Below are 26038 nucleotides of genomic sequence, written 5' to 3'. Positions count from 1 at the left end.
CGATCCCTTTCGCGGGCGTGACGAAGAGCGCTCGGTGTCGGGCCCTCGGGCGCGACGGAGCGGAAGGTGGGGTGGATCTGACGCAGACTGGCTCGCTGCCCGCCGCGGGAGGGCGTGTCGGGCAGGTGGTGCGGTGTGACGGGAGGCGCGGGGTCGCTCAGACGAGGAGCGGGGCGCGGCTCACCAGGAGGGCGGAGTGCTGACCCAGATGGAGACGCAGTCCTCGTCATAGGCGTTGACGTACCAGTGCGGCAGCTCGGAGGAGTACCTGATGGAGTCCCCTGCCTCGACGGTGTAGCGCACTCCGTCGAGGTAGACGTCCTGCTTCCCGGAGAGGATGATGCCGAGCTCCTCGCCGATGTGTCGGAACGGCGTGGCACTGGTGTCGTGTCCGGGAGGACTGACCACCCAGTGGGCTTCGAGCGCGCCGTTGAGGTCGGGGGTCAGCTGCTCGTACACAGCGTCACCGACCGCTTCACGAGAGACCCTCGTGAAGTTCTGGCGCTCGTGCTTGCGGACTACTGGCGAAGGAGGAACCTCGCTCGTGGCGAAGAACCGGCCCACGGGGATGTCCAGCCCATGGGCGATCTGGACCAGCGTCGAGAAGGAGGGGTTCGCGAGTCCCCTCTCGATCTGGCTGACGATCGCCGGGCTGAGCCCCGTCGTCTCGGAGAGCGCGGCCAGAGTGAGGCCGCGCTCCTTCCGGAGGTTCTTCACCTGAGAACCGACGGAGAGCAGGAGGGTCTTCATGGCATCGGCTGAGACGTTCTGGTCCTGACTAGCCATTCGATCCTCCTCCTCGACGAGATTGCATTTACTTTATTGAAGATATTCAGCAGGTCAAGGCTTTTCGTGAAACCCACCCGGGGTTTTACCTTCTCGAAACACGTCCCGGCCGGATGATGTGCCGCTCGACCGCCGGGCGGCACGGTCCGCCAGGGGAGCCCCGTGACCCGGTGGTGGCCCGAGTATCGCGACCACCCCGAACGTCCGACCACGCTGCGGATGATGCTCTCGCACACGTCGGGGAAGCACGCCTTCCCCGACGCGGCAGCGACCATCCGTCCCACTGACTCTGAGGGACTCCGCCGCTCGCTCGCGGACTCGCCTCCCGCGACGACCCCTGGCACGGTCCTGGTCGAGCACGCGGCGACCTACGGGCACCTCGTGGACGGGGTCCTCGCTGCGGCGGGTGCGCCTTCAATCGCCGAAGGGACCGCGACTCTCTCCTCCGCACTCGGGTTGCGCGTCCGGTTCGGCGTACCGCGTCCGGAGCAGGGCGTGATCGCGACCCTCGAGTCGATCGCGCCGGGCTGGCCGGGGAGTCATCTGGAGGACGACGCCGTCCGGCGCTGCCTCGAGATCCCCAGGGGACTCCTCGACCTCGACGAGCTCGCCTCACCCGAGTGGCGGGAGACGTCGTTCCCCGCGATCGGGCTCGTCACGGATGCCCGCTCGCGCTGTTCTACGACGACGTGCATCGGACGAACGGCCGTCTCGCCGGGATCCTCGGTGCAGCGCTCCACCGCGAGCTGCTCGAGCCGTCGGCATCGGGCTACGACCGCTTCGTCCGTGGTGAGGTCCAGTGGTCGCTCGGGATGCGGGTCGAGGGCGGCGAGATCGGGATGGGCGGCATCGGAGGCAGCAGCGGCTGGTATGCCGCCGGGCCCGACTACGCCATGTCGTACGTCACTCGCGGTCTCGCCGACCACTCGCGGGCGGATGCGGTGGCCGACGCCGTCGAGTCCGCTCTCTCCGCGTAGACCGTCCTAGACCCGGAAGGTCGACAGCTCCAGGTCGACGAAGGGGAGCGCGTCGCGCGCCACGACGGCCGTGCACAGCACCCGCTCGCTCACCGGGAAGCCGACCGCGGAGACCCAGGGGTCGGTGTCGATCCGCACGCCCTCCCGGGCCTCGCCGTCGACGACGACGGTGCTGGGAACGACGGCGGAGACGCTCGCCTTCCACTCGTCACCTCCGCCCGGACCGGCGGGCAGCCCCAGCTGCTCGCGGAACGAGTTGCGGAGCACGTGGTTGACGTGGTCGACCATCTGGAGCGGCACCGTCCCCGTCGGGTGCTCGGCCGACCCGTACCAGCTCGTCCGGACCGCCTCCCACAGGATCGGGTAATGGAAGAGCCGCGCCTGCTCCCGCAGCCAGTCCGGGCGGCCCCACGGGGGCTCCTCGTCGATGGAGCGCCGGGTGCGCTCGTCGAGCTCGACCTCGTTCCGCGGATCGGAGCGATCCTCGGGGTAGCGCCACAGGGTGTAGCTGAACCGGACCGACGACTCGAAGAGTCCGGCCGAGCCCCGGCTCTCGGTGAAGCCTGTGATGGGCGTCCGAGCGATCGACGGCTGAGGCTTCAACTCGATGATCGGGAACGCACACGCGCGCAGGCGGGCTTCTGAGGCGAGGCTGGGGTCGGGGGCGTCGAGCGGAGTCACTCCACCGAATTCCATGACTCCAGTCTGCGCGGGTCCTCATCCGAGTCAACCCCACCGCGGCCGCCGCAGCGGGGTCTTAGGTTGCATGGGTATGAAGCACGTGACGTACGCGGACAAGTCCATCCTCACCGGTAGCGGTGTCGCCGATCTGCTGATGCAGTACGCCACGGAGCTGGCGCGGAAGGGCACGACGGACAACGTCTCCGTGCGGGTGCTGGGACCCGACGGGAACGACGCGGACGCGACCTTCCTGCTGGGGCCGGGGACGACCTTGATGATCGAGTCCGCCTCCACCGACTTGCCCGACCCCGACAACGCCGACGCGGAGAGGTACATGATCGACCGCCTCGACGAGCTGGGGCGATCACACAACGCCAGCTCGGCGGCCGGCGACGCGCTCGATCTCCCCTCCGACTTCTGATCGCTCATCCCATGCCGTCGTCGAGTCTGTCAACCCTTGCGCGGACCGGGCGTCGGTCGCCATACGGTGCGCAGAGAGGGCCGCTGTCGGAGCGGCGATGCTCGAGGAGGCGTGATGGGTAAGTTCCTGTGCGGCCCGCATGTGGAGGTCGAGTTCGAGGACAGGGTCCTCGCTCACCTGCAGATCGTCGTCGGGGCCAAGCTCCGTCGAGGCGAGTCGATGCTGTTCAGCTGGCGCGACAGCGTCGACTCCGGGGACGGGCGGACCACCGTGTGGGTCCATCCCGTCGCCGACATCACGTTCAAGTACTACGGACACCGGAAGCCCGCGATCAACAGCGACTGGGTCGACCTGCTCATGCTCGAGGCGAACAAGCCCGGGGGTCTTCAACTGGTCGAGGAGCCGGAGGGCGTCGCGGGCATCCCGCTCGGTCACAACAACCCGATCTCCCACAGCGGCCACGCCCCGTCGAAGGACTGACCGGCCCGTCAGCCCGCGGATGGGACGATGGCGCCGTCAGCGGACATGACGATGCTCTCCGATCGATAGTCGTCGCCCACCGTGGCGTAGACGCGGACGTCGCTCACCGACTCGGCGAAGGTGGGACTGTCGACGTCGGAGTCCGACGTCCTCGAGACGCTCAGGGAGATCCCGTCGAGCGGGTAGCCGCGCTCCGCGGCGATGGTCGTCACCGTGGCCCACACGCCGTCCCAGTCGAGCTCGCTCGTCGAGAACGCCTCCGCCGGCGTGCGCGGCTGGATGGTGGCGGCGCCGTCGCGCTCGACCGACCCCCGACGGTACGTCAGCCTGTCGGTGGGCAGCGCTCCGGGCGTGAGGGGTGCGTCGACCACCATGAGGTCGTCGCTCACGGAGATCGAGACCAGCTGGTCGTGTCCGGTCTCGGCCTCGAGCGCGGTGAGCGCGTCGCGGAACGGGCCCGGCTCGCGCAGGTCGGAGTGCCAACGACCCGACGGCAGCGCGGCGATCGTCTGCGTGAGCGCCGTCCGGTAGGGCAGCACGACCGCGGTCGCGGCGACGAGCGCGAGCACCGCCATGAGGGCGAGGCGCGCGGGCCGACCCCGTCTGCCGACGCCGAGCAGGGGCCGGCGACGCCGACCGCCCGAGACCCTGGTGCCTGATTCGGGCAGGAGCAGCGGACCGGCGCTCGCCGCATCCGGAACGCTCGGAACCCGGACGGGCACGCCCCCGTCGTCATCCAGGATCGCCACCTCGGGCCCGCCCTCGAGCAGCACGACCCCGGGATGCACGGTGCCCGGCTGGAAGCGCGGCACATCGATGACCGCGACGATCCTGCGCACCACGGTCCGGAAGGCGGGGCCGGTCTCCGGACGCACCGTCACCTGGAGCTCGCAGAGCGGCTGGTCGTTGACCTGCGTCCCGGTCTGGGAGAGCGCATCCACGCGGATGAGGGCCGAGCGGCCGGCCGCCCTCGCTGCGGCGATGTCGTCGGCGGAGGGTGTCTGCATCCCGTTCAGGGAGCGACCGACGAGGATCAGCGTGCCGCTGCCGATCAGGAGGATGAGTGCGACCGGGATCGTCCATTCACCCGCCCCCGGAGGGCCGACGACCTGCACGACGACTCCGCCGAGTCCGATGCCGAGTCCGAGGAAGAAGAGCAGGCGCAGCACCCTTCCAGGCTACGGGGCTGGAACGCGTCGACGCGTCGGGCCTCAGGTGTTCGTCCCCGTCTCGGAGTGGGGGGCGCCCACGCTCTTCGACTCGGTCGACCCGCGCTCGCGGAGGAAGATCGAGAGGGCCGCCATGCTCCCCACGGCGAGGAACTCGGACTGCCAGTTCTGCAGGGTCCGGTTCCAGAAGTCGCTCGAGAGCACGTACCGACCCCACGTGTAGGGCTCCTGCAGATCGTTCAGCTGCTGCTCGTTGAACGACACCACACCGGCGACGGACTGCGCCGCCCACGAGAGCAGGAAGATCGACCCCATCACGATCAGGAGCGAGTGCGAGAAGAGCACCCGGCGGAGCCCGTCAGCGACCGCCGAGCGGGGAGAGTCCGGCCGGGCGTGCTCGCCCACGAGCTCCTCGCGATCCGACTCGGGCCCGGCATCGCCGGGTCGCTTCGACTCGGGTGATCCGCGCTGCACGAGCCAGACGGTCGCCCAGATGTAGAGGAAGAACTGCAGGTACTCCGACTGCCAGTTCTCGGCGACGTCGGTGGCGAAGCTCGAGGAGGTGACGTACCGCCAGTACCCGATCTCCGTGAGTCCCTCCGCGATCCGGGTCTGGTCGTAGGCGGCGTGACCGGCGAACGACTGACCGATCAGGGCGGCGAGGAAGAGCGCGGCGAAGAACAGCGTCAGGCCGTTGTCGCGGAGGAAACGGAGCATCCGGAAGCCCGCTCGGGATGACCTCATCGGTGCAGCGCCCCGATCGTGAAGAAGGACGCCAGGCCCACGACGACGATCACGGCGTAGAGCAGGAACACGGTGCGCACGTCAGCTCCCGTCCACGACGCAGAGGAACGGCGCCTCGCCCTGCGGCACGCAGCCGATGGCGCGGACGAGCCACCCGTCCTCCGCCGCGGTGAGGAACGCCGCACCGTCGCCGAGTGGAACGAACGCCGACGTGCCGTACGCCTCAGGGTCGCCCGGCGGATCGTCGAGGTCGAGCCCCAGCGAGACGATGCCGGATGCGCACCCTGTGCCGGACTGCACGGCGACGGAGCGCTGGGCCGGTTCGGTGAGGAGGTCGCAGGCCGCTTCTCCGTCGCCGGCGACGACCGCCGCGGAGAAGCGGGACACCACGTCGGACGCGGCGGCCGCATCCGGGCTCAGCGAGGCGCACGACGTGAGGGTGATCAGGGCGAGAGCCGCGCCTCCGACGCCGCCCACCTTTCTCGAGGCTGATGACACGCTCTCTCCTTCCGGGGTCTCCCTCCCCAGTGCCCGGTCGGGTCGCATCTCATGCATGTCGATCCGCGGGCCTCGCGCGCGTGAGGCACCCTCCGTTCCGACAGGTCAAGCCCCGTGGCAGCGCAGTGGACGCGGCCGTTCGCTCGACGTCGAGGCCTGCCGTCCGGCGGCGGCCGGAGGAGGAGGGGTCGGACATGTCCGATGCAGTGGCCGACGGGGTCGAGACGACGAGCGCTCACCCGACCGCAGGGCGGCGCGGATCCGCACGACGGGTGCGGGGCACGAAGGACTACGCGGGGCTGCTCGCCGAGGTTCGGGCGGCGAGCCTGCTCGAGCCGAGGATCGGCTTCTACGTCGCCCTCGTCGCCGCGCTCGCCGGGGCGTCGGCGCTCGTGGTCGCCGCGAGCGTGCTCCTCGGAGACTCGTGGTGGCAGCTCGCCGTCGCGGCAGCGCTGGGGCTCGTGATGGCTCAACTCGGGTTCGTCGCCCACGAGGCGTCGCACCGGCAGGTGCTGCGCACGGGCCCGGGCAACGACCGGCTCGGACTCCTCCTCGGCAACGCCGTGGTGGGCATCGACTTCGACTGGTGGAAGGCCGGGCACGTCCGGCACCACGCGCATCCGAACGTCGTCGGGGCCGATCCCAGCATCGCGCTGGGCGCCTTCGCGTTCACGGAGGAGGACGCCCGATCCACGCGAGGGCTGTACTCCCGGTACATCGCCCACCAGGCCGTCCTGCTGTTCCCGCTCCTGCTGCTCGCGGGGGCCAACCTCTACGTCGCGAGCGTGATCGCCGCGGTGGGCGCCGCCCGGCGCGGCCACGTCGGGCGCCTCGCGCTGCTCGTGCTCCGCAACGGCGGCTTCCTGGCGCTGGTGTTCGCCACGCTGCCCCTGGGGAAGGCGTCGGCCTTCGTCGGCGTCGAGCTCGCGGTGTTCGGGCTGGCGACGGCGGCGGCGTTCGTACCCAACCACGTCGGCATGCCGATCATCGAGGCGGGCTCGGAGCTCGACTTCCTGCGCAGGCAGGTCGTCACCTCGCGGAACATCCGGGGTCGGGCGACGACGTGGTGGATGGGCGGCCTGGAGTTCCAGATCGAGCACCACCTCTTCCCGAGCATGCCCCGGCCGAACCTGGCCCGTGCCAGCGCGATCGTGCGCCGTCACTGCGAGGGTCTCGGCGTCGTCTACACGTCCCAGACGCTGACGGAGGCGTACCGCGACGTCCTCCGCGAGCTGCACGACGTCGGTGTCGTCGCCACCGAGCGACGCACCGGCTGCCCGGTGGCGACGCAGTACGGACGCTGAACACGGCGCGAGGACGGCGATGTGCGGGGCGTCGGGCCGCCTCCGCCCGCGTGAAGCACGTTCGGATGCGGATGGCTAGCCCCCTGGCACTCGAACGGGGGCCGCGTACACCCGTCAGGGAGGGACCAGGGAAGCGAACACGAAAGGACCGACATGTCAGACAGCTATGGTGCTGCTGCCTCCGGATCACAGGACGGCAGCACGGTCGACACGGCCAAGCAGGAGGCGGGCGAGCTCAAGGACACGGCGACCGAGCAGGCCGGCCAGGTGGCCTCGACCGCCAAGGACGAGGCAGCCGCCGTCGCCCGCGAAGCGAAGTCGCAGGTGAAGGACCTCTACTCGCAGACGACGAGCGAGCTGCGTGAGCAGGCGGGACAGCAGCAGCAGCGGGTGGCCGCCGGACTCCGATCGATCGGCGACGAGCTCGGCGGGATGGCCTCCGGATCGCAGGACCAGGGCCTCGCCACCGATCTGGTGCGACAGGCCTCCGATCGGGTCAGCGGCGTGGCGGAGTGGCTCGACGCTCGGGACCCGGGCTCGCTGCTGGCCGAGGTGAAGTCGTTCGCCCGCCGCAAGCCGGGCACGTTCATCGCGATCGCCGCGGTCAGCGGCGTCGTCGTGGGACGGCTCGCTCGCTCGCTCGCGGGTGCGGCCGCCGACGAGAAGGAGGCGCACGCCTCGTCCGCTCCGAGCACCGCTCCCACCAGCCCGAGCACGGCTTCCGCCCCCGCGAGTGCGTCGGGCGCTGCGAGTGCGTCGGGCGTTGCGAGTGCGTCGGGCGCCGCCTGGGCCACCCCCGGCCCGGCGGCCGACGAGTTCGAGCCCGTCGCTCCGGTGGAGTCCTTCGGCGCCCCGGCGACGGGAAGCGTCGCCGGGAGCGACGTCGACGACACCCCGCTCTACACCCAGCGCGCCACCGAGTTCGGTGACGACCCGGCCCGTGAGGACCGCCCATGACCGACGACTACACGCCCTCCGAGCGGAAGGCGGCGTCGACGTCGCTGGGCGATCTCCTCGGTGAGGTGACCCGCGATCTGTCGACCCTCATCCGCCAGGAGATGGAGCTGGCGAAGGCCGAGCTGAAGCAGTCCGCCGGTCGTGCAGGAAAGGGCGCCGGCATGCTCGGCGGGGCCGGCTACGCCGCGCTGATGGCGGTGCTGTTCCTCTCGCTCGCCCTCTGGTGGGCGATCGGGACCCTGATCGGCCTCGGCTGGTCCGGCGTGGTCGTCGCCGTCATCTGGGCGATCGTCGCCCTCATCCTCTTCGTGGTCGGTCGCGGCCAGCTGAAGAAGGTGCAGGGCGCTCCCCGGACCGTCGAGTCCGTCAAGAAGATCCCTGAGACGTTGAAGAGGAATGAGGAGAACCGATGAGCGATTCACCCGACCAGATCCGCGCCGACATCGAGCGCACCCGCAGCGAGCTGAGCGGCGACGTCGACGCTCTCGCCGACAAGGTCACCCCGTCCAAGGTCGTCGGCCGTCAGACCGACAAGGTGAAGGATGCGCTGGGCTCGGTCCGCGACCGCGTCATGGGCGCGGCCGACGAGGTCGGCTCCGCCGTGAGCGGCAAGGCCGCCTCGGCGCGCGGCGCCGCATCGGCGGCAGGGGACCTCGCCTCGGCGGCGGGATCGAGCGCGAAGGCGAAGGCGCAGGGCAGCCCGCTCGCGGTCGGCCTCATCGCCTTCGGCGCAGGCCTTCTCGCGGCGTCCCTCATCCCGGCGTCCTCGAAGGAGAAGGAGGTCGCCTCGACGGTCAAGGACAAGGCTCAGCCCCTCGTCGAGGAGGTGACCGACGCGGCCAAGCAGGTCGGCGAGAACCTCAAGGAGCCGGCACAGGAGGCGGCGGCCGCCGTCAAGGACCGGGCCGCCGACGCGGTCGACACCGTCAAGGAGGAGGCCTCCTCGGCGGCCGACGAGGTCAAGGATCAGGCACAGCAGTCGCGGGAGCACCTCTCCGGCAGCTGATCGCCCCGCACGACGAGCGCGGAGGGCGCGGCCGACGGCCGCCCCTCCGCTTCGTGCACTCGCCGCCCCCATCCGCAGATCCACGAGGAACCCCCATGGCACGCACCACACGCGACTCCGCCCGCGCCGACTCTGCCCGCGCCGACTCCAAGGGCGCGCCCGATCCGGACGACCCCCGGAAGCCCGACGATCCCACCGACGTCACGAAGCCCTCGTGGAAGTACGTGCTCACCAAGACGGCGCGCGAGTTCTCGAAGGACCAGTGCACCGACATCGCGGCGGCGCTGACGTATTACGCCGTCCTGTCCCTCTTCCCCGCGCTCATCGCGATCTTCTCGCTGCTCGGCGTGATCGGCCAGGGGCAGGCGGCGGCGGATGCGGTGCTCGACATCATCGGATCGGTCGCGCCGGGCGGCACGGCCGACATCGTGCGCGACCCCATCCAGCAGTTCGCGAGCTCACCGGCAGCGGGCTTCGCGCTCGTCAGCGGCATCGTGCTCGCCATCTGGTCGGCCTCCGGCTACGTCGGTGCGTTCAGCCGGGCGATGAACCGGATCTACGAGATCCCCGAGGGGCGGCCGTTCTGGAAGCTCAAGCCGGTGCAGCTGCTCGTCACGGTGATCTCGATCGTGCTCGTCGCGCTGGCCGCGGTGATCCTGGTCGTCTCGGGCCCCGTGGCGGACGCGATCGGCGGCGCGCTCGGTCTGGGCGGCACGGTGCAGACCGTCTGGGCCATCGTGAAGTGGCCCGTCCTCGCGTTCATCGTGGTCCTCATCCTGGCGATCCTGTACTACGCCACCCCCAACGCGAAGCAGCCGAAGTTCCGCTGGCTGAGCATGGGCGCTCTCCTCGCCATCATCGTGCTGGCGATCGCGACCGTCGCCTTCGGCTTCTACGTGGCGAACTTCTCGAACTACGACAAGAACTACGGCTCCCTCGCCGGGGTGGTGATCTTCCTGCTCTGGCTCTGGATCGTGAACAACGCGCTCCTCTTCGGAGCCGAGTTCGACGCCGAGCTCGAGCGCGGTCGTGAGCTGCAGGCCGGGATCGCGGCGGAGCGGAGCCTCCAGCTGCCTCCCCGGGACACCAGGAAGAGCGACAAGGCGGCGAAGAAGCAGGAGGTGGACGTGCTGAAGGGGCGCCTGCTCCGCGAGAGCCGCGGCAAGACGGACGGGGCCTCGCACGACGGATCCTCCGGTGGCGGATCCTCCGGTGGTGACTCGGGCCGCCGGTCGGGGCGCGACGGGAAGAAGGGGCGGCGCTGATGGCCCGCCTGGACGCCACGCGGCAGCGGGCGTCCGCCGGGCGGCGCGCCGAGTCGATGGCGGCGGTCCTCGCCGGCGATGCCGCCGCCACCTCGGGCCTGTTCGTGCTGGCCGGCGCCGCCGCGCTGAGGGGAAGGCCGTCCCGGGCACGGGTGCTCGCCACGCTCGGGGCGGCCATCGCGCCCAGCGTGCTGCTCGCGGCGTCGGCGGTGGGCGCCGTGGCGGCGGGCGGTGGTCGCGGCTCGCGTCGCGCGGCGGCACGCTACGGGGTCGCCGCGGTGGTCGTCGGAGACGTGCTGCACACCGCCGCGTCGGCCGCGTTCCTGCGCCGCGGCAGCGGCATCCGGGGCTGGGCGAGGCTGAGCCTCGTCGCCGGGAACGCCGCCACCGCGCTGTACCTGCGTCAGCTGCTGCCGGAGGCCCGCCGGGCGCGCTAGCCTGAACGCGAGCCGGTCGCCTCCGGCGGAGGAGGGGTCATGTCGCGTCCAGCTGGAGTCACGCTCGTCGCCGTCATCGTCTGGATCACCGGACTGCTGCAGGTGATCGGCGGCATCCTGACGATCCTCATCCCCTTCGTGGGCATCATCGCGATCATCCTCGGGATCATCACCATCGTCGTCGGCTCTGGGCTCCTCGGCGGCAGCAACGTCGCGCGCGTGCTCACGACGATCGTGCTGGCGCTGAACCTCGCGAGCGCGGTCTTCAGCATCACGGGCGGCTCGAACGCGAGCTGGTCGTCGATCATCAGCGGCATCCTCGCCCTGATCGGCATCATCCTCCTCTACACCCGCGCCGCGAACGCCTACTTCCGCCGCTGAGCCCGTCCGTGGTCCGTCCTTTCTCAGGACAGGATGCGCAAAGAGCCCGTTTTCAGGGCAGAACGTCCTGAGAACGGGCTCCGGTCCTGAGAACGGACGGGTGCGGCGAGCGCCGCGCGCGGCACACGCGCGCGCGGCGGACTACGCGGTGCGGATGAGCTTGCGGTTGACGAACTCGTCGAGGGCGAAGCGGCCGAGCTCGCGGCCGAAGCCCGAGCGCTTGGCGCCGCCGAACGGCAGCTCCGCGGCGTCGCCGAGCACGAGGTTGATCCACACCATGCCGGCGTCGATGCGGTCGGCGACGCGCGCCGCCTGGGCCTCGTCGGTGGTGTAGACGTACGAGCCGAGTCCGAACGGCGTGTCGTTCGCGATGCGCACGGCGTCGTCCTCGTCGGAGGCGCGGAACAGCATCGCGACGGGGCCGAAGAACTCCTCGTGGTAGGCGTCCATCTCGGGTGTGACGTCGGCGAGCACGGCCGGCGGGAAGAAGTTCCCGCGCACCTCGCCGCGGGCCAGGACGGTCGCGCCCTGCTCCTCGGCCCGAGCCAGCTGCGAGGCGAGTCGCGATGTCGCAGCAGACGACGACAGCGGCCCGAGCTCGGTGTCGTCCGAGGTGGGGTCGCCGGGCTGGATGGCCGTGAACCGCGAGACGAACTCGTCGCGGAACCGCTCGTACAGCGAGTCGGCGATCACGAAGCGCTTCGCCGCGTTGCACGACTGACCGTTGTTGTCGAGTCGCGCGTTGACCGCATCCTGCACGGCCGCGTCCAGGTCGTCGGTCGAGAGGAGGATGAACGGGTCGGATCCGCCCAGCTCGAGCACGACCTTCTTCAGGTTCTTCCCGGCGATGGCGGCCACCGCGGATCCGGCCCGCTCGGACCCGGTCACCGAGACGCCCTGCACCCGGGGGTCGGCGATGACGCGCTCGATCTGCTCGTTGGTGGCGAGGATGTTGCGGTACACCCCCGAGGGCGCGCCCACCTCGTCTGCGGCCCGGGCGAAGATCGCCTCGATCGCCGCCGCCGACTCCGGGCACTGAGGGGCGTGCTTCAGCAGGATCGTGTTGCCCGACACCACGTTCGGGCCGGCGAAGCGGGCCACCTGGTAGTACGGGAAGTTCCACGGCATGATGCCGAGCAGCACCCCCACGCCCACCTTGCGGATCACGGCTTCGCCGGACGAGACCTCGATCGGCTCGTCGACGAGGAACCCGGGCCCGTTGGCGGCGTAGTACTCGAAGATCGCCGCCGCGAACTCCACCTCGCCGACCGCCTGGGCGAGCGGCTTGCCCATCTCGCGCACGGCGATGGCGGCCAGCTCGTCCTTCTGCTCGAGGTGCAGCTCGGCGACGCGCTTGATGAGCGCAGCCCGCTGCTCGGCGGTCGTCGCACGGCTCCAGTCGGAGTAGGCCGCGTGCGTCGACGCGATCGCCGCGTCGAGCTCGGCGTCGGTGATGGTCTCGTACTCCTTGACCGTCTCGCCGGTGGCGGGGTCGATGACTGCGTAGTCGCTCATGGATCGATCCTCTCGTCTACTGGTCCGCGCCGTCGAGGGCGAGGATCTCGTGGGCCAGGCGCTTGCCCACCCGGAGCGCGCCGTCGACGTGCTGGTAGCCCTCCGCGGCGAGGTCGCTTGATCCGAACCGGATCGGGCCGATCGGCTCCAGCTGCATCGCGCCGTACCGGGTGAGCCCGCCGAGGTCGAAGCTCGTGGCGTAGGCGCCGCGCGTCCACTCCTCGGCCGCCCAGTCGCTCTCGTAGTACACGGCCGGGGTCAGCGCCTCTGGGCCGTAGTAGGTCGCCAGCGACTCCAGGATGCGCTGCTTCCGCTCGGAGGCGGAGAGCCGGAACACCGCGTCCGCCTTCTCGTCCGACACGAACCCGACGAGGGTGCCGCGGTTCTCGCCGTGGTTGGTGTTGTCGTACGCCTCGTGCACCAGCTGGTAGGGGCTGAACGCCGTGCCCGAGAGCCCCGCGGACCGCCAGAACGGGGTCTCGTAGGTCGCGTGCACCTTGATGACGAGCCCCAGCGACTGGTGTTGGAACTGCTGCTGGCGCAGCCGCGGCAGCGCCGGGAGGTAGTCGATGCGGTCGTAGAGGTTCGGCGGGACGGCGACGATCACGTGATCCGCGGCGACCTCGAGCTCGTCGCTGCGCACCACGGCGCCGAGCGACCCCCACGAGATCGACCGCACCGGCTGCTCGAGCCGGACGACATCCCGCCCCAGCCGTTCGGCGAGGACCAGGGGCACCGACTGCAGTCCGCCGACCACGCGCTTGTCGAGGATGAAGTCGGCGTCCACCAGGTGGCTGAAGCTGCCGGCGCTCGCGGCCATGAGGAGGGCCTGGAGCAGGGAGAACGCGTGAGAGGGCTTCGTGAGCATCGCGTCCGCGATGAACAGGGAGATGTTCTCCACGGCCTCCGAGTCGTCGCTCTCGCTCTCGAGCCAGGCGCGGAACGAGATGTGGTCGAACTCCTTGGCCCGCGGATGCTCCCACGGCGCCGCAGGGTCGGTCTGCGCGACGAGCTCGTCGAGGATCCCGATGAGCCGCGTGATCTCGGCCTCGGTGTGCTCGCCGGCGGGGAAGATGTCGCCGGTGAAGCGCTTCGCCTCGCCCGAGGGGGTGACGTAGACGCTCTCGCCCTCGCGGAAGCGCGAGTAGGTCTCCAGCCCGAGCTCGTCGAGCGTGCCGATCAGCTCGGTCTGGTCGGGCGAGACCCACTGACCGCCGATCTCGTACATCTGACCGTCGATCGCGTTCGTCCACAGCCGCCCGCCGACGCGGTCGCGGGCCTCGAGCACGATCACGCTCTTGCCCGCCTGCTGCAGCCGATACGCGGCGTTCAGCCCCGTGGCCCCGGCGCCGACGATGACGACGTCTCTCTCGATGTGTTCCATGGTGTCGAGTGTCTCCTGAATCGAGCCCTCGGGGCTCACAGCGAGGGGTTCGGGGTCATCGTGTACTTCGTGGTGAGGTACTCGTGGATGCCCTCGACGCCGCCCTCGCGGCCGAGGCCCGACTGCTTGATGCCTCCGAACGGGGCGGCCGCGTTCGAGATGACGCCGGCGTTGAGGCCGAGCATGCCCGTCTCGAGCCGGTCGATCATCCGCTGACCGCGGGCCAGGTCCTTCGTGAAGACGTAGGCGGCCAGCCCGAACTCGGTGCTGTTGGCCAGGCGCACGGCGTCGTCCTCGTCGGTGAACGGGATGATCGAGAGCACCGGTCCGAAGATCTCCGTGCTGAGGATCTCGCTGCCCGGCGCGACGCCGGAGACGACGGTGGGCTGGAAGAACGTGCCGTCGCCCTCGATCGCCTCGCCACCGGTGCGGACCGAGGCGCCGCGAGCGACCGCATCCTCGACGAGGGAGCGTGCCTTGTCGACGGCGGCCTGGTCGATGAGCGGCCCGACGTTCACGCCCTCCTCGGTGCCGCGACCGACCTTGAAGCCGGACACGCGCTCGGCGACCCGGGCGGCGAACTCCTCCGCCACCGACTCGTGCACGATGAAGCGGTTCGCCGCGGTGCAGGCCTCGCCCGAGTTGCGGAACTTCGCCGCCATTGCGCCGTCGACCGCCTTGTCGAGGTCGGCGTCGTCGAAGACGATGAACGGCGCGTTCCCGCCGAGCTCCATCGAGGTGCGCAGCACGTTGTCGGCCGCCTGCTTGAGCAGCGCCACGCCGACCTCGGTCGACCCGGTGAACGACAGCTTGCGGAGGCGGTGGTCGGCGATGATCGGGGCGCTCACGGCACGCGACGCGGTGGTCTGCACGACGTTCACCACGCCCGCGGGGACACCCGCATCCTCGAGGATGCGCACGAACAGCAGGGTGGTCAGCGGCGTGAGCGCAGCCGGCTTGACGACGACCGTGCACCCGGCGGCCAGCGCGGGCGCGATCTTGCGGGTCGCCATCGCGAGCGGGAAGTTCCAGGGCGTGATGAGGAAGCACGGTCCCACCGGGTGGTGGGTGACGATCATCCGCCCGGTGCCCTCGGGGTTCGAGCCGTAGCGGCCCGAGATCCGGACGGCCTCCTCGCTGAACCAGCGCAGGAACTCGCCGCCGTAGGTCACCTCGCCGTACGCCTCGGCGAGGGGCTTGCCCATCTCGAGCGTCATGAGCAGCGCGACCTCGTCCTTGCGCTCCTGCAGCAGCTCCCACGCGCGACGGAGGATCTCGCCGCGGGTCCGCGCGGGCGTCGCCGCCCACGACTCCTGAGCGGCGACGGCGGCGTCGAGCGCGGCCTTGCCGTCCTCCGGGGTGGCGGAGGCGATGGTCAGCAGCGTCTTGCCCGTCGCCGGGTCGTTCACGTCGAAGGTGCCGCCGTCGGAGGCGTCGACCCACTTCCCGCCGATGAACAGTCCCGTCGGGATCTTCTCGAGCAGCGCGGCCTCGGTGGATGCGGTCGGAGTGGTGATGGTCACGGGTACAGTCCTCTCAGTTGGTGGGCGTCTGCGACTCTCTCGACGGCCAGGCACATCGCTGCAGAACGGAGCGAGAGCCCGCGAGTCCGAGCTGTGCCCGTCACGTCGTCCCAGGCCCGGCTCATCCTCTCGGCGAGCCTGACCTCGACGTCGTGCTCGTGCCACCAGTACGACTGGTTGCCCTGCACCCACTCGAAATACGACACCACGACGCCCCCTGCGTTCGCAAGGATGTCGGGCACGACCAGCACGCCCCTCTCAGCGAGGATGCGGTCGGCCTCGGTCGTGGTCGGTCCGTTGGCGCCCTCGACCACCACGCGGGCGCGCACGCGCGGCGCGTTCTCGGCGGTGAGGACGCTCTCGACGGCGGCCGGCACCAGGAGGTCGACGTCGAGCTCCAGCAGGTCGGCCGGGGGGAGCACGTCTCCGCCGATGAACCCGGGGATGCCGCCGGTGCGGTCGACATGGAGGGCGAGCTCGCCGATGTCGAGTCCGCCGTCGGCGTAGACCGCGCCGTACTGGTCGCTGACGGCGACCACGCGGATGCCCGCCTCGGCCAGGAACCGCGCGGCGTCGCGGCCCACCTTGCCGAAGCCCTGCACGGCCGCGGTGCGCTCGGACCCGGTGATGCCGGCGTGCTCCAGCGCCCGCAGCGCGACGTGCACGACACCCCTCGAGGTCGCGGACGCGCGTCCGCGCGAGCCGCCGAGGTTCAGCGGCTTGCCGGTGACCACGCCGGGGACGGTGTAGCCGGAGGCGACGGAGTAGGTGTCCATCATCCAGGCCATGACCCGCTCGTCGGTGCCGATGTCGGGCGCGGGGATGTCGCGCTCCGGACCGATGATCGGCAGGATCTCGCTCGTGAACCGGCGGGTCACCCGCTCGAGCTCCGGGAGGCTGAGCGCGCTGCGGTCGAGGGCGACGCCGCCCTTCGCGCCGCCGTAGGGCACGTCGAGCAGGGCGCACTTCCACGTCATCCACATGGCGAGCGCCCGGACCTCGTCGAGCGAGACGTGGGGGCTGTAGCGGATGCCGCCCTTGGCGGGGCCGCGGGAGAGGCTGTGCTGCACGCGGTGACCGAGGAACACCTCGTGCCGGCCGTCGTCGTGCCGCAGCGGCACCGCGACCGTCATCTCGCGGCGGGGCGTGGCGAGCACGGAGTGCAGGCCCTCGTCGTAGCCCAGGATGCAGATGGCCTCGGCCAGCTGGTGCCGGGCGTCGTCGAGCACGCTCGACGGGGAGGGGAGCGTGGTCGTGGGGAGCGCGGACGTCGTCGGCCGCACCTCGGTGTCGGTCATAGCGGGTTCGCCGCCAGGGCCTCGCCCACCACGCGCACGCCCTCGCGGAGGAGGTCGTCGGAGATGGTCAGCGGCGGGAGGAAGCGGATGACGTTGCCGTACGTGCCGCAGGTGAGGAGCACGACGCCGTTCGCGTGGGCGAAGGCGGCGATCCTCGCGGTGAGCGCCGCATCCGGGGCGCCCGTGGCGGGATCGACGAGCTCGATCGCCATCATCGCGCCGCGTCCGCGCACGTCGCCGACGCGGTCGTCGACCGCGCGGAGCGCGTCGAGCGCACCGCGGAGCACCACGTCGATCTCGCGGGCGCGCTCCGTGAGCCCGCCGTTCTCGAACAGGTCGATCGAGGCCAGCGCCGCAGCGCAGGCGACGGGGTTGCCGCCGTAGGTGCCGCCCAGCCCACCGGCGTGGGCGGCATCCATGATCTCGGCGCGCCCGGTCACCGCCGACAGCGGGAGCCCTCCGGCGATGCCCTTGGCGGTGGTGATGAGGTCGGGGACGAGGCCCTCGTGCTCGCTGGCGAAGAGGTGCCCGGTGCGGCTGAACCCGGTCTGGATCTCGTCGGCGACGAACACCACGCCGTTGTCCTTCGCCCAGGCGGCCAGGGCGGGCAGGAATCCGAGCGCGGGCTCGATGAAGCCGCCCTCGCCCTGGATGGGCTCGATCACGACGGCCGCGAGGTTGCTCGCGCCGACCTGCTTCTCGATCTGCGAGATCGCCGCCGCCGCCGCCTCCGCTCCGGAGAGGCCGCCGTCGCGGAAGGGGTAGGAGAGCGGGACACGGTAGACCTCGGAGGCGAACGGCCCGAATCCGCTCTTGTAGGGCATCGACTTCGCGGTCATCGCCATCGTGAGGTTGGTGCGGCCGTGGTAGGCGTGATCGAACACGACCACGGCCTGCTTGCGGGTGTAGGCACGGGCGATCTTCACCGCGTTCTCGACGGCCTCGGCGCCGGAGTTGAACAGCGCGGTGCGCTTCTCGTGGTCGCCCGGGGTGAGCCGGTTGAGCGCCTCGGCGACGCGGATGTACCCGTCGTAGGCGGTGATGGTGAAGCAGGTGTGCGTGAAGCGGGCGACCTGCTCGGTGACGGCGGCGACCACCTCGGGGGCGGCGTTGCCCACTCCGGTGACGGCGATGCCCGAGCCCAGGTCGATGAGGGAGTTGCCGTCGACGTCGACGACGACCCCGCCGCCGGCCGCGACGACGGCGATGGGGAGGGTCACGCCGACGCCGTTCGGCACGGCGGCCGCCTTGCGGGCGAGCATCTCGCGGGAGAGCGGTCCGGGGATCTCGGTGACGAGCCGGCGCTCCTGGGGGAGGTCCGGGCCGCCGACGGGGGCGCTGCCGGCGGGGATGGTGCCGGGGCCCTGGTCGAGAACGGGTGCGAAGGTCATGCGGTCGTCCTTGTCTGCTGGCGCTGTCGCGGGGTGGTCCGCGCGGGCGGGTCGCGCTGCGCGGTGTTCCAGCCACGGTAGGTCCGTCAGGGTCACGGCGTCTCTGCCGCGATGGCACGCGCAGACCGCGGAGATGCCGTTTCGGCACTAGCATCGGAGGGTGCAGCCCACCCTCCGCCGGATGCTCTCGGAGCCCGCCTTCCGGGTGGTGCTGCTCACCGCATCCGACCGGCTCGACGATCCGCTGAGCTGGGTGTCGAGCTCGGACCTGGCGGACCCCAGCCCCTTCCTGCTGCCGGACCAGTTCGTGCTCACGACGGGTCTGCAGTTCCAGGCCGTCTCGGGCCAGGGCGACTACGACGACTACGTCGCGCGCCTCGCCGCGTCGGGTGTCGTCGGCATCGGGTTCGGCACCGAGGTGATCACGACCGGGACGCCGCCCGGGCTCCTCGAGGCGTGCCGCACGCAGGGGATGGCGCTCGTGGAGGTGCCCTACGACGTCCCGTTCGTGGCGATCATCACGTGGGCCGCGCGCGAGATCGCGCGGGAGGCCGCGGCGCGCGACGAGTGGGCGCTCTCCGCTCAGCAGGCGATCTCGCTCGCCGCGGTGTCGGGCGGAGGCGTCTCGGCAGCGATGCGGGAGACCGCCCGCCAGCTCGAGGGCGTCGTGCTGCTCTACGACGCCGACGGCGAGTTCGTGGAGCAGCATCCGGCCGGCCGCATCGCCGATCGGGTCGTGGATGCGGCGCAGGCCGACGTGCGAACGCTGCTCGGCCGCGGCCGGCGTGCGGGTGCGTCGCAGGCCGTCGGCGGGCGGGAGATCGTGGTGCAGACCCTCGGCCGCGGCGACCGGCCGCTCGGCGCGGTGGCCCTCGTGCTCGGCGCCCCCCTCGATGCGCCCGGGCGCGCGGTGATGATGACGGGGACCTCGCTGGTCGAGGTGGGGCGCGAGCGTGATGCGGCCGACAGTGCGGCGCTCGGCGCCCTGGGCGCGCACGCCGTGCGGCTGCTCGCGCGAGGAGAGGCGGCGCTCGCGGCGTCCCTGCTCTCGGAGGCCGCCCGGGCGGGCGCGGTCGACATCGGAGCCGTCGATCCGTCGTCGTCCGTGGTCGTGCTCGTCAGCGCAGGCCCCGCCGCTTCGGCCGCTTCGGCCGCGTCGGCCGAGGAGGTGCGCCGGCGCCTGCAGCGCACGGCGCGCACCGCCACCCCCACTCGCCTCGCGGCGATCCTCGACGGGGAGCTCGTCGCCGTCGCCTCCCCGGACGGTGAGCAGTGGCTGCGCCGAGCGGCGGAGGATGCGGTGGCGGGACTGTCGGCGCCGCATCCGATCGACCGCTTCGACGTGGCGGTGCAGGAGGCGCGAGCCGCGCTCGCGACGGCGACCTCCGCAGCAGACCGCAGCGGGGAGACCGCGATCGTCGGCTTCGCCGACACCAGCGCCGGCCGGCTCCTCGACGTGCTCGCCGACAGCGGGCTGCCCGCGGTCGCGCGACTGCGGCTCGCCGAGGTGCGGTCGACCGAGGAGGGCGAGGAGTCGGTGCGCCTCGCCGCGCTGTGGTTCGAGCACGGCTGCCGCTGGGAGGCGGCCGCCGAGGCCGCCGGGATGCACCGGCACAGCCTGCGCACCCGCGTCGAGCGCCTCGCCGCGCGCCTCGACCTCGACCTCGAGTCCTTCCCCGCCCGCGCCGAGCTCTGGGCCCTCCTCTCCCTCTCCTGAGCTCGGGCTCCCGCCCCGTGGCTCGCATTTCGAGCGTGTGAAGAGTCTGTTTCGGAGGGCCGGACGCCCTTGACAGCGCTGTCGCGTGTCTGCATTCTTGTCACGACGTCTGAAGGGTCCAAGCAGATGTCAGACAACCTCGGACACGAACCACGAACGAAAGAACCCCATGCTGAACTTCGATGTCGACAGATTCGTCAGGATCCAGTCGGACGCTCTCGCAGTCGAGCCCCGACTGAAGGAGGTCGTGACCGACCTGGTGAACGGCGGAGCGGAGAACCTCTTCTTCCTCGGTGCCGGCGGAGTGATGTTCCTCACCCAGCCCGCGTTCCAGCTGCTCCAGGCCAAGTCGCTCTTCCCCGTGTACTACGAGATGGGCGCCGAGCTCGTCGAGCGCGGCAACCCCCGTCTCGGTGAGAGGTCGATCGTCGTCACCCCGTCGCTGTCGGGCACGACGAAGGAGGCGATCGCGGCCCTCGAGTACGCCAAGAAGGCCGGCGCGACGATCATTACCTTCACCGGTCACGCCGACACCCCGCTGGCGGAGATGGCCGACCACAACTTCACCACCTTCGCCGAGGACGACACCTCCTCCGAGATGTTCTACCTCGAGACGCTCCTCGTAGCGCTCGCCCTGATGAACGCCCGCGGCGAGTACGACGCCTACGACGAGACCGTGGCCGAGCTGAAGCAGCTCCCCGCCCTGCTCGTCGACGTCAAGGCCTCCTTCGAGGACCGGGCCGCAGCGCTCGCCGAGGAGATCAAGGACGAGGACTACCACCTCATCACCGGCGCCGGCTCGACCTGGCCCGAGGCGCACTACTACGGCATGTGCATCCTCGAGGAGATGCAGTGGATCCGCACCCGCCCGGTCCACGCGTCCGACTTCTTCCACGGCGCCCTGGAGCTGCTCGAGGACGGTGTCAGCATCATCATCCTGAACGGCGAGGACGAGTCGCGCGGCCTGGTCGACCGGGTCATCGAGTTCGCCCCCCGCTTCACCGAGAAGGTGCGCATCCTCGACACCAAGGACTTCGAGCTGCCCGGCATCTCGCAGGCCACCCGCAGCCTGATCTCGCCGGTCCTGCTCGCCACCGTCTTCGAGCGGCTCAGCGCCCACCTCGAGGTGCTGCGCGACCACCCGCTCACCACCCGTCGCTACTACAAGAAGCTCGTCTACTAGTCGGGCCGCGGCCGGCTCGACCACCACACGAGCCGGCCGCCTCCGTCAGCACCCGAGCACCGACCCGCACCACCTTCCACCGCACCATCATCCAGAGAGGAACGAAGACGTGAGGAAAAGGACTACCGCGCTCGCAGCGGGCGGCGTCATCGCCATGCTGGCCCTGGCCGGCTGCAGCGGCGGCGGCAACGGCTCTCCCGCCGCCGCCGACGTCGACCTGTCGAACGTCGACTACAGCGGCTCCGTCAGCGTCATCACCCGCTACGCCGGCAACTACGAGAGCTTCTTCCAGGAGATGAAGTCCGCGTACGAGGCCGAGCACCCCGGCGTGACCGTCGAGCTCCAGCAGGAGTCGGACCAGGGCTACAAGGACAAGATCAAGACGCTCACCGCGTCGCAGAGCCTCCCGGACGTGTACTTCACCTGGCCGGGCAACTACGCCGAGCAGTTCTACGACAACGGAGTCGCGCTCGATCTCACCGACGTGATCGGACCCGACACCGAGTGGGGCCAGACCATGGCGCCCAGCGCGATCGGCGCCCTGACCAAGGACGGCCGGACCTACGGCATCCCGTTCGGACTCGATGCCAAGTTCATGGTCTACAACGAGAAGCTGTTCCAGCAGGCCGGTGTCGAGGTGCCGACCGACCTCGACGGGCTCCTCAAGGCCTGCGACACCCTCAGCGCGGCCGGCATCACGCCGATGTCGTTCGGCAACGTCGACGGCTGGCCCGCCATCCACTTCATGACGCAGCTGAACAGCTACGACGTCCCGGCGGATGTGCTCGCGGCCGACTACAAGCCCGACACCGCCACCTGGGACGACCCGGGCTACGTGGAGGCGCTCGAGCAGTTCTCCGACATCATCGACCGCTGCACGACCACCGGATCGGGCGCGAACGGCTCCGACTACTACTCGCAGCGCGACGCGTTCGGCGCAGGCCAGGCCGCGATGTTCTACGTCGAGAACCTCGAGTTCGGCGCCACCGTGCCCGAGGGATCGGTCGCCGCGAACGACGGATGGGGCATCTTCAAGCTGCCCGCCGCCTCCGACGCCCAGGGCGACCTCGGTGCGCTGACCGGAGCGCCCGACGGCTTCCTCATCAACCCGAAGGCGAAGAACCTGCCGCTCGCGGTCGACTTCATGAAGTTCGTCACCGACAAGGCCAACGCCACGGCGCTCACCGCCGAGCTCGGCATCCCGAGCCCGGTGAAGGACTCGCTGACCGACGAGAACTCCACGCCTCAGCTCCGCGAGAGCATCGACGTGCTCCAGGATGCGAACAGCCTGTCGATCTGGCTCGACACCGTCACCGTGCCGGACGTGGCCGACGCCTACCTCTCGGGGGTGCAGGGCCTCATCTCCGGAGACCGCTCTGCCCAGGACGTGATGGACGCCGTGAAGGCGGCCTCCGAGCAGGCGAAGGGCTGAGCCGTGTCGGAGGGGGTCATCGTCGGCCAGGAGAACCGGCTCGAACTGACGCGAGCCTCCTCCACCGCCGGTGCGCGCGAGCGCACCGGCGGGGCCTCCCCGCGCATCCGCCGCAGGCGTCCCCGCTGGAGCGGGCTCGTCTGGGTGCTGCCGGGTCTCGTCGTCCTGTTCCTGTTCGTCTACTACCCGCTCGTGCTCAACTTCGGGTACAGCTTCCAGCAGTCGAACATCTTCACCGGCGAGCAGACGTTCGTCGGCGCCGACAACTACGTCAAGCTGGCCGGCGACCCGATCTTCTGGCGGGCACTCGGGAACAACGTGCTCTACGCCGGGATCTCGATCGTGTTCCAGGTCTTCCTCGCGCTCGTCCTCGCGGCGATCATCGAGAGCCTGCGCAGCCACCGGTGGCGCGCGGTCCTGCGATCGGTGTACTTCATCCCCTCGGCGATGTCGCTCACCGTGATCGGGCTGCTGTTCACGTTCATCTACCAGCCGGACGGCGGCCTGCTGAACGGCGTCCTCGGCGCCCTCGGCCTCGACTCGCTGCAGCAGGCCTGGCTGGGAGACCCGAAGACGGCCATGACCGCGATCATCATGATGAGCCAGTGGCAGGGCTTCGGCTACTCGGCGCTGCTGTTCGCCGTCGCGATCCAGCGCATCCCGCAGGAGATCTACGAGGCGGCCGCGCTCGACGGGATCGGCCCGTTCCGTCGGATCTTCTCGATCACCATCCCGCTGGTGCGCGAGATGACCGCCCTGATGATGATCGTCACGCTGTCCGGGGCCTTCCAGGTGTTCAACGAGGTGATGGTCACCACCGGCGGCGGACCGGACAACTCCACCCAGGTGCTCGGCACCTGGCTCTACCGCAGCGGATTCGTCAAGAACGACTTCGGGTACGCGGCGGCGATCGCCGTGGTCATGTTCGTGATCACGCTCGCCCTCGCCATCGCGCAGGTCGTCTACGCCAACAGGAGGAGGGTCTGATGGCCGTCACCACAGCCTTCGGAGCGACCGAGGCCACGCCGACCCGTCGGCGACCGAAGCCGATCGGCGCCCTCGGGTTCGGCCGCATCGTCGGCCGGCTCCTGCTCATCGGCGTTCTCGCCGCGCTCGCGATCATCGTGCTCTACCCCATCCTCTGGATGGCGTTGAGCTCGCTGAAGTCGAACAGCGAGATCCTGTCGAGCCCGTTCGGCTGGCCGGCCGAGCTCGACCTCTCCAGCTACGGGAGGGCGTTCGCGGGCGGTGTGGGGGAGTACTTCCTCAACAGCGTCATCGTCACCGTCGCGAGCGTCATCGCGACGACCCTCCTGAGCGCCTGGGCCGCCTATGGCCTCACCAGGGTCACCATCCCGTTCAGCAAGCCGATCCTCTACATCATCATCGGCGGGCTGATGCTGGCGCCGACCGTGGCGGTCATCCCGCTGGTCAAGCTGCTGCAGGGATGGGGGATCTACGACACCTACTGGGCGCTCATCATCCTCTACACGGCGTTCCGCATCCCGTTCACGACCTTCCTCATCCGGTCGTACATGATCGACCTGCCGATCGAGGTCGACGAGGCGGCCGTGCTCGACGGGGCCCGCAGCTCGCAGATCTTCTGGCGGATCGTGCTCCCCATGTCGGCGCCCATCATCACCTCGGCGGTCATCCTCCAGGTGCTGTTCGCCTGGAACGAGTACCTGTTCGCGCTGATCTTCATCGGCAGCGACTCGCTGAAGACGCTGCCCGTCGGACTCGCGACGCTGTCGTCGAGGGCGGTGACCGACTTCCCCTCGGTGTTCGCCGGGATGACGATCGCCGCCGTGCCGATGATCGCCCTGTTCTTCCTGTGTCAGAAATACTTCATCCGAGGGCTGTCGGACGGGATCGGAAAGTAGATGAGCATGCACCACCAGCAGACGGAGCACTCGGGGCTGGCCACCATCGGCGACAACACCGTCGACCAGTACTACGGCACCGAGCAGACGAGCTTCGTGGGCGGCAACGCGGTCAACGTCGCCGTCAAGCTCCGCACCCTGGGCGCCGACGTCGCCTACGCGGGCGCCGTCGGTCCGGATGCGGACGGCGAGCGCATCCGGCGCACGCTCGAGGAGGAGGGCGTCGACACGTCGCTCCTGGTCGAGCTGCCCGGCATCACCTCCGTGTCGAAGATCCGGGTCGAGGACGACGGAGAGCGGGTGATCTTCTTCGAGGACTTCGCGACCTCGGCCGACTACCAGCCCAGCGAGGCGGACCTGGACGCGCTCGGCCGTCGGCGGCTCGTGCACATCGGCATGAACCCGTTCGCCGACCGCATCCGCCGCGAGCTGCGAGCGCGCGGGGTGCTGGTCAGCCAGGACTGCGCGGTCAGCTCCGGATACGCCGACCTCGACGTCGCCTTCTGCTCGGCCGGCGACGATCGCCCCGAGGCGGAGCGGCTGGCCCGGGAGGCCATCGCCGGAGGCGCTCGCCTCGCGGTCGTCACCTGCGGGCCCGCCGGCAGCATCGCGCACGACGGCGAGCGGTGGTGGGAGGCGGCGGCCCAGCCCATCGAGGTCGTCGACACCACCGGAGCCGGCGACAGCTACATTGCGGGGTTCGTCCACCGGTTCGCGCAGGGAGCCGATGTCCAGACGTGCATGATCGAAGGATCGCGCGTGGCCGCCCTGACCTGCCAGCATTGGGGTGGGTTCGACCAGGTCCCGCAGATCGTTCGAGAAGGGGCAGGCGCGTGATCGAGACACCGATCGTCCGAAGGCTCATGTCCGTCCAGGTGCGCGACGCGCTGGTCGAGTACTTCGAGCGCAACGGGGCGAAGCCGGGCGACCGCGTGCTGTCGGAGCCGGAGATCGTCGACCAGTTCGGCGTGGGGCGCAGCACGGCCCGCGAGGCGCTGAAGCTGCTCGAGCACGACGGCATCGTCGAGGTGCGGCCGGGCCTCGGCCGCTACCTCACCTCGCTCTCGGCGGCGAAGGTGAACCGCCCGATCACGCGCTTCGAGTCGGCGACCGACATGCTGCGCGAGCTGGGCTACTCGCCGCAGACCCTCGTGCTGTCGGTCGAGGAGGACGTCCCCGACCTCGACGAGCGCGAGGCGCTCGGCCTCGCCGACGACGAGCGCGTCGTGCGGATCGAGCGGCTCCGGTCGGAGGGCGACTCGCCCCTCATCTACAGCGTGGGCACCATCGCTCGGTCCCAGGTCCCCGGTCCGATCAAGCACGTGGACTGGACCGGATCGCTGACCACGTTCCTCAAGGACCAGGGTCGCGAGCTGTCGTTCTCGACCGCCGCCATCCACGCCGTCGAGATGCCCGAGGGACCCGCCGCCAAGTACTCCCTCGGCGGGTTCGGTCCCTGGATCTACATCACCGAGACCGCCTACTCGATCGCCGGGGAGCCGACGCTCTACGCGCAGGACTACCACCGCGGCGACATCTTCAGCTTCAACGTGCTGCGCCGCTGACCCGCACCGCGCACCTCCTCCACCTCTCGGCCCCCGGCCGC

Annotated in this window: 27 protein-coding genes and 1 pseudogene; 18 read left to right on the top strand and 10 right to left on the bottom strand. The window is 70.5% G+C overall.

Annotated features, from left to right (window positions below; genetic code table 11):
- Window positions 1–180: 180 nt before the first annotated feature.
- A complete protein-coding gene (locus tag IEX69_RS10295; protein WP_085020903.1) occupies window positions 181–786 on the bottom strand; it encodes a helix-turn-helix domain-containing protein in 606 nt (201 codons plus the stop codon).
- Between the two features lie 162 nt (window positions 787–948).
- Here IEX69_RS10295 and IEX69_RS21210 point away from each other — a divergent pair.
- A pseudogene (locus IEX69_RS21210) lies at window positions 949–1395 on the top strand (serine hydrolase); the annotation flags it as partial.
- 11 nt (window positions 1396–1406) lie between these two features.
- Window positions 1407–1763 carry a hypothetical protein gene (locus IEX69_RS20905; RefSeq protein ID WP_229756306.1) on the top strand — a complete coding sequence of 119 codons (357 nt, stop codon included), beginning with the start codon at window positions 1407–1409 and terminating at the stop codon, window positions 1761–1763.
- A gap of 6 nt (window positions 1764–1769) precedes the next feature.
- Here IEX69_RS20905 and IEX69_RS10285 read toward each other — a convergent pair whose 3' ends face one another.
- Window positions 1770–2459 (bottom strand): hypothetical protein, encoded by a 690-nt coding sequence (locus IEX69_RS10285; RefSeq protein ID WP_085020901.1) that lies wholly within the window; start codon window positions 2457–2459, stop codon window positions 1770–1772.
- A 76-nt stretch (window positions 2460–2535) separates the two neighbouring features.
- Between IEX69_RS10285 and IEX69_RS10280 the strand changes: the two genes are divergently transcribed.
- Together IEX69_RS10280 and IEX69_RS10275 are read left to right on the top strand one after the other, a co-directional pair.
- Window positions 2536–2865: a hypothetical protein gene (locus tag IEX69_RS10280; protein ID WP_085020900.1), complete on the top strand. Its 330-nt coding sequence runs from the start codon at window positions 2536–2538 to the stop codon at window positions 2863–2865.
- A gap of 114 nt (window positions 2866–2979) precedes the next feature.
- A complete protein-coding gene (locus IEX69_RS10275; RefSeq protein ID WP_085020899.1) occupies window positions 2980–3345 on the top strand; it encodes a DUF7882 family protein in 366 nt (121 codons plus the stop codon).
- Window positions 3346–3353: 8 nt separating this feature from the next.
- Here IEX69_RS10275 and IEX69_RS10270 read toward each other — a convergent pair whose 3' ends face one another.
- The 3 genes from IEX69_RS10270 to IEX69_RS10260 all read right to left on the bottom strand — a co-directional run bounded on the left by IEX69_RS10270 (window position 3354) and on the right by IEX69_RS10260 (window position 5756).
- Window positions 3354–4514: a hypothetical protein gene (locus IEX69_RS10270; protein ID WP_085020898.1), complete on the bottom strand. Its 1161-nt coding sequence runs from the start codon at window positions 4512–4514 to the stop codon at window positions 3354–3356.
- A gap of 42 nt (window positions 4515–4556) precedes the next feature.
- Entirely contained in the window at window positions 4557–5258 is a 702-nt protein-coding gene (locus IEX69_RS10265; protein ID WP_229756305.1) for a DUF6766 family protein, read from the bottom strand.
- Between the two features lie 81 nt (window positions 5259–5339).
- Complete coding sequence (locus tag IEX69_RS10260) at window positions 5340–5756, bottom strand: hypothetical protein (protein WP_157127309.1); 417 nt, start codon at window positions 5754–5756, stop codon at window positions 5340–5342.
- 194 nt (window positions 5757–5950) lie between these two features.
- Here IEX69_RS10260 and IEX69_RS10255 point away from each other — a divergent pair, with 194 nt between their 5' ends.
- From IEX69_RS10255 to IEX69_RS10225, 7 genes are all read left to right on the top strand, one after another.
- A complete protein-coding gene (locus IEX69_RS10255) occupies window positions 5951–7060 on the top strand; it encodes an acyl-CoA desaturase (RefSeq protein ID WP_085020895.1) in 1110 nt (369 codons plus the stop codon).
- 153 nt (window positions 7061–7213) lie between these two features.
- The gene (locus IEX69_RS10250) at window positions 7214–8017 is read left to right on the top strand and encodes a hypothetical protein (RefSeq protein WP_085020894.1); all 804 of its coding nucleotides are present in this window, start codon (window positions 7214–7216) and stop codon (window positions 8015–8017) included.
- A complete protein-coding gene (locus IEX69_RS10245; RefSeq protein ID WP_085020893.1) occupies window positions 8014–8430 on the top strand; it encodes a phage holin family protein in 417 nt (138 codons plus the stop codon). The genes IEX69_RS10250 and IEX69_RS10245 overlap by 4 nt, the downstream gene beginning before the upstream one ends.
- Window positions 8427–9023 carry a DUF3618 domain-containing protein gene (locus IEX69_RS10240; protein ID WP_085020892.1) on the top strand — a complete coding sequence of 199 codons (597 nt, stop codon included), beginning with the start codon at window positions 8427–8429 and terminating at the stop codon, window positions 9021–9023. Before IEX69_RS10245 ends, IEX69_RS10240 begins: the two co-directional genes overlap by 4 nt.
- Window positions 9024–9118: 95 nt before the next feature.
- A complete protein-coding gene (locus tag IEX69_RS10235) occupies window positions 9119–10288 on the top strand; it encodes a YihY/virulence factor BrkB family protein (protein WP_085020891.1) in 1170 nt (389 codons plus the stop codon).
- Entirely contained in the window at window positions 10288–10725 is a 438-nt protein-coding gene (locus tag IEX69_RS10230) for a hypothetical protein (protein WP_085020890.1), read from the top strand. Before IEX69_RS10235 ends, IEX69_RS10230 begins: the two co-directional genes overlap by 1 nt.
- A gap of 39 nt (window positions 10726–10764) precedes the next feature.
- On the top strand, window positions 10765–11106 hold the full coding sequence (locus IEX69_RS10225; RefSeq protein WP_085020889.1) for a hypothetical protein: 342 nt from the start codon (window positions 10765–10767) through the stop codon (window positions 11104–11106).
- A gap of 141 nt (window positions 11107–11247) precedes the next feature.
- Here the strand turns inward: IEX69_RS10225 and IEX69_RS10220 are convergent, their stop codons facing one another.
- From IEX69_RS10220 to gabT, 5 genes are read right to left on the bottom strand one after another with little or no spacing between them, the layout of a single operon-like run.
- A complete protein-coding gene (locus IEX69_RS10220; protein WP_085020888.1) occupies window positions 11248–12621 on the bottom strand; it encodes an NAD-dependent succinate-semialdehyde dehydrogenase in 1374 nt (457 codons plus the stop codon).
- 16 nt (window positions 12622–12637) lie between these two features.
- Window positions 12638–14005 (bottom strand): flavin monoamine oxidase family protein, encoded by a 1368-nt coding sequence (locus tag IEX69_RS10215; protein ID WP_085021601.1) that lies wholly within the window; start codon window positions 14003–14005, stop codon window positions 12638–12640.
- A gap of 35 nt (window positions 14006–14040) precedes the next feature.
- Window positions 14041–15528, bottom strand: a complete 1488-nt coding sequence (locus IEX69_RS10210) for an NAD-dependent succinate-semialdehyde dehydrogenase (RefSeq protein WP_229756304.1) — start codon at window positions 15526–15528, stop codon at window positions 14041–14043.
- A complete protein-coding gene (locus IEX69_RS10205; protein WP_085020887.1) occupies window positions 15525–16826 on the bottom strand; it encodes a Glu/Leu/Phe/Val family dehydrogenase in 1302 nt (433 codons plus the stop codon). The genes IEX69_RS10210 and IEX69_RS10205 overlap by 4 nt, the downstream gene beginning before the upstream one ends.
- Complete coding sequence (gene gabT, locus IEX69_RS10200; RefSeq protein ID WP_085020886.1) at window positions 16823–18217, bottom strand: 4-aminobutyrate--2-oxoglutarate transaminase; 1395 nt, start codon at window positions 18215–18217, stop codon at window positions 16823–16825. Before gabT ends, IEX69_RS10205 begins: the two co-directional genes overlap by 4 nt.
- A 160-nt stretch (window positions 18218–18377) precedes the next feature.
- Between gabT and IEX69_RS10195 the strand changes: the two genes are divergently transcribed.
- From IEX69_RS10195 to IEX69_RS10165, 7 genes are all read left to right on the top strand, one after another.
- Window positions 18378–19934, top strand: a complete 1557-nt coding sequence (locus IEX69_RS10195) for a PucR family transcriptional regulator (RefSeq protein WP_157127307.1) — start codon at window positions 18378–18380, stop codon at window positions 19932–19934.
- A gap of 169 nt (window positions 19935–20103) precedes the next feature.
- Window positions 20104–21117, top strand: a complete 1014-nt coding sequence (locus IEX69_RS10190) for an SIS domain-containing protein (protein ID WP_085020884.1) — start codon at window positions 20104–20106, stop codon at window positions 21115–21117.
- Window positions 21118–21226: 109 nt separating this feature from the next.
- Complete coding sequence (locus IEX69_RS10185) at window positions 21227–22549, top strand: ABC transporter substrate-binding protein (RefSeq protein ID WP_157127306.1); 1323 nt, start codon at window positions 21227–21229, stop codon at window positions 22547–22549.
- A gap of 3 nt (window positions 22550–22552) precedes the next feature.
- Window positions 22553–23536, top strand: a complete 984-nt coding sequence (locus IEX69_RS10180) for a carbohydrate ABC transporter permease (protein WP_229756303.1) — start codon at window positions 22553–22555, stop codon at window positions 23534–23536.
- Window positions 23536–24432 carry a carbohydrate ABC transporter permease gene (locus IEX69_RS10175; protein WP_085020882.1) on the top strand — a complete coding sequence of 299 codons (897 nt, stop codon included), beginning with the start codon at window positions 23536–23538 and terminating at the stop codon, window positions 24430–24432. Before IEX69_RS10180 ends, IEX69_RS10175 begins: the two co-directional genes overlap by 1 nt.
- A complete protein-coding gene (locus tag IEX69_RS10170) occupies window positions 24433–25269 on the top strand; it encodes a PfkB family carbohydrate kinase (protein ID WP_217348637.1) in 837 nt (278 codons plus the stop codon).
- Window positions 25266–25997, top strand: a complete 732-nt coding sequence (locus IEX69_RS10165; protein ID WP_205353326.1) for a GntR family transcriptional regulator — start codon at window positions 25266–25268, stop codon at window positions 25995–25997. Before IEX69_RS10170 ends, IEX69_RS10165 begins: the two co-directional genes overlap by 4 nt.
- Window positions 25998–26038: the final 41 nt, after the last annotated feature.

The organism is Cnuibacter physcomitrellae (genome assembly GCF_014640535.1).
GTDB classification, from domain to species: Bacteria; Actinomycetota; Actinomycetes; order Actinomycetales; family Microbacteriaceae; genus Cnuibacter; species Cnuibacter physcomitrellae.
Note: the sequence above shows the minus strand (reverse complement) of the source record. Positions and strands in the feature narration are given on the sequence as shown.